Annotated in this window: 2 rRNA genes; both read left to right on the plus strand. The window is 54.9% G+C overall.

What is annotated here, in order from left to right:
- Nucleotides 1–205: 205 nt before the first annotated feature.
- Nucleotides 206–3,311: ribosomal RNA gene (locus ACFVSU_RS21925) — 23S ribosomal RNA — on the plus strand.
- A 127-nt stretch (nucleotides 3,312–3,438) separates the two neighbouring features.
- Nucleotides 3,439–3,555, plus strand: a 5S ribosomal RNA gene (rrf, locus tag ACFVSU_RS21930).
- Nucleotides 3,556–3,567: the final 12 nt, after the last annotated feature.

Raw genomic sequence — 3,567 nt, forward strand, 5'->3', positions numbered from 1 at the left:
CGACTCTCTGGGCTTTTCTTGCTGCCGGCTGTTGGCTGGTGGGTGGGGGAAGTGCCGCCCGTACTTTGAGAACTACACAGTGGACGCGAGCATCTTTGCAAGATGACCTCTTTGGGGGTTGTTTTGTGTTGATGATCTTAAAGATCATTAGTCAATTTCTGATCGCATGCCTTCGGGTGTGTGGTCGAGTTTTTGATTCTCATGTTTTCAAGTCTTTAAGAGCAAACGGTGGATGCCTTGGCATCTGGAGCCGAAGAAGGACGTAGCAATCTGCGATAAGCCTCGGGGAACTGATAAGCAAGTTTTGATCCGAGGGTGTCCGAATGGGGAAACCCCGCCAGGGCGCGTGCGTACCTGGTGACTCCCGCCTGAATATATAGGGCGGGTAGAGGGAACGTGGGGAAGTGAAACATCTCAGTACCCACAGGAAGAGAAAACAACCGTGATTCCGTGAGTAGTGGCGAGCGAAATCGGATCAGGCTAAACCTCATGTGTGTGAGAGCCGGCAGGCGTTGCATGTGGGGGGTTGCGGGACGTTCCTGATCATTCTGCCGAGTGGTCGACGTGACAGAAGCGTATAGACGAACCGTCTTGAAAGGCGGGCCAGAGTGGGTGCCAGCCCCGTAGTCGAAATGCGTGTTCTGGCGTGGAGCGTATCCCAAGTAGCACGGGGCCCGAGAAATCCCGTGTGAATCTGTCAGGACCACCTGATAAGCCTAAATACTCCCAGATGACCGATAGCGGACAAGTACCGTGAGGGAAAGGTGAAAAGTACCCCGGGAGGGGAGTGAAATAGTACCTGAAACCGTTTGCTTACAAACCGTTGGAGCACCCCTGGTAGGTGTGACAGCGTGCCTTTTGAAGAATGAGCCTGCGAGTTAGCGATATGTGGCGAGGTTAACCCGGGTGGGGTAGCCGTAGCGAAAGCGAGTCTGAATAGGGCGATTCAGTCGCATGTCCTAGACCCGAAGCGAAGTGATCTATCCATGGCCAGGCTGAAGCGACGGTAAGACGTCGTGGAGGGCCGAACCCACTTAGGTTGAAAACTGAGGGGATGAGCTGTGGATAGGGGTGAAAGGCCAATCAAACTTCGTGATAGCTGGTTCTCTCCGAAATGCATTTAGGTGCAGCGTTGCGTGTTTCTTGCCGGAGGTAGAGCTACTGGATGGCCGATGGGCCCTACAAGGTTACTGACGTCAGCCAAACTCCGAATGCCGGTAAGTGAGAGCGCAGCAGTGAGACTGTGGGGGATAAGCTTCATAGTCGAGAGGGAAACAACCCAGACCACCATCTAAGGTCCCTAAGCGCGTGCTAAGTGGGAAAGGATGTGGAGTTGCTTAGACAACCAGGAGGTTGGCTTAGAAGCAGCCACCCTTGAAAGAGTGCGTAATAGCTCACTGGTCAAGTGATTCCGCGCCGACAATGTAACGGGGCTCAAGCACGCCACCGAAGTTGTGGCATTGACATTATTGGTAGGCCTTCGTGGTCCAGCCGTGTTGATGGGTAGGAGAGCGTCGTGTGGCGAGTGAAGCGGCGGGGTGACCCAGCCGTGGACGCTACACGAGTGAGAATGCAGGCATGAGTAGCGAAAGACGTGTGAGAAACACGTCCTCCGAAAGACCAAGGGTTCCAGGGTCAAGCTAATCTTCCCTGGGTAAGTCGGGACCTAAGGCGAGGCCGACAGGCGTAGTCGATGGACAACGGGTTGATATTCCCGTACCGGCGAAGAACCGCCCCAACTAACCCAGTAGTGCTAAGTATCTGAATCCCCATGACCGGATCCTTCGGGTGATGGCGTGGGGCCTAGCGTACGACCCCATGCTGGTGCGGTTAGCGTATTAACAGGTGTGACGCAGGAAGGTAGCCCATCCCGGGCGATGGTTGTCCCGGGGCAAGTGCGTAGGCCGAGTCATAGGCAAATCCGTGACTCGTACAGGCTGAGACACGATGCGGATGAAAAGTGGGTGATCCTATGCTGCCGAGAAAAGCATCGACGCGAGGTTCTAGCTGCCCGTACCCCAAACCGACTCAGGTGGTCAGGTAGAGAATACCAAGGAGATCGAGAGAATCGTGGTTAAGGAACTCGGCAAAATGCCCCCGTAACTTCGGGAGAAGGGGGGCCATCCACTTATATCCACTTGCTGGAGAAAGGGTGTGGTGGCCGCAGAGACTAGTGGGTAGCGACTGTTTACTAAAAACACAGGTCCGTGCCAAGTCGCAAGACGATGTATACGGACTGACGCCTGCCCGGTGCTGGAAGGTTAAGAGGACCGGTTAGCCGCAAGGCGAAGCTGAGAATTTAAGCCCCAGTAAACGGCGGTGGTAACTATAACCATCCTAAGGTAGCGAAATTCCTTGTCGGGTAAGTTCCGACCTGCACGAATGGCGTAACGACTTCCCAACTGTCTCAACCGCGAACTCGGCGAAATTGCAATACGAGTAAAGATGCTCGTTACGCGCAGCAGGACGGAAAGACCCCGTGACCTTTACTACAGCTTGGTATTGGTGTTCGGTGTGGCTTGTGTAGGATAGGTGGGAGACTGTGAAGCCATGACGCCAGTTATGGTGGAGTCATTGTTGAAATACCACTCTGGTCACTCTGGATATCTAACTTCGAACCGTAATCCGGTTCAGGGACAGTGCCTGGTGGGTAGTTTAACTGGGGCGGTTGCCTCCCAAAAAGTAACGGAGGCGCCCAAAGGTTCCCTCAACCTGGTTGGCAATCAGGTGGCGAGTGTAAGTGCACAAGGGAGCTTGACTGTGAGACTGACAGGTCGAGCAGGGACGAAAGTCGGGACTAGTGATCCGGCAGTGGCTTGTGGAAGCGCTGTCGCTCAACGGATAAAAGGTACCTCGGGGATAACAGGCTGATCTTGCCCAAGAGTCCATATCGACGGCATGGTTTGGCACCTCGATGTCGGCTCGTCGCATCCTGGGGCTGGAGTAGGTCCCAAGGGTTGGGCTGTTCGCCCATTAAAGCGGTACGCGAGCTGGGTTTAGAACGTCGTGAGACAGTTCGGTCCCTATCCGCTGCGCGCGTAGGAAGTTTGAGAGGATCTGACCCTAGTACGAGAGGACCGGGTTGGACGAACCTCTGGTGTGCCAGTTGTACTGCCAAGTGCACCGCTGGTTAGCTACGTTCGGGATGGATAACCGCTGAAAGCATCTAAGCGGGAAGCCGGCCTCAAGATGAGACTTCCATACCTTTTAGGTGAGAGGCTCCCAGCCAGACTACTGGGTTGATAGGCCAGATGTGGAAGCACGGCAACGTGTGCAGCTGACTGGTACTAATAAGCCGATGACTTGATAACACTCCCCCCCCTGGTGGGGTTGAGAATGCTCGCGTCCACTGAGTGGTTCCCGATGTACGGTCGGGTAACCGCAACTGAACAGAAGACTTTTTTCACGTTGTGAAAGCACCGAACTCATCGAAAGAGTTACGGCGGCCATAGCGAGAGGGAAACGCCCGGTCCCATTCCGAACCCGGAAGCTAAGCCTCTCAGCGCCGATGGTACTGCAGGGGGGACCCTGTGGGAGAGTAGGACACCGCCGGACACCCATTCACGG

The organism is Microbacterium sp. NPDC058062, from assembly GCF_042885375.1.
In the GTDB taxonomy this organism is placed as follows: Bacteria; Actinomycetota; Actinomycetes; order Actinomycetales; family Microbacteriaceae; genus Microbacterium; species Microbacterium trichothecenolyticum_C.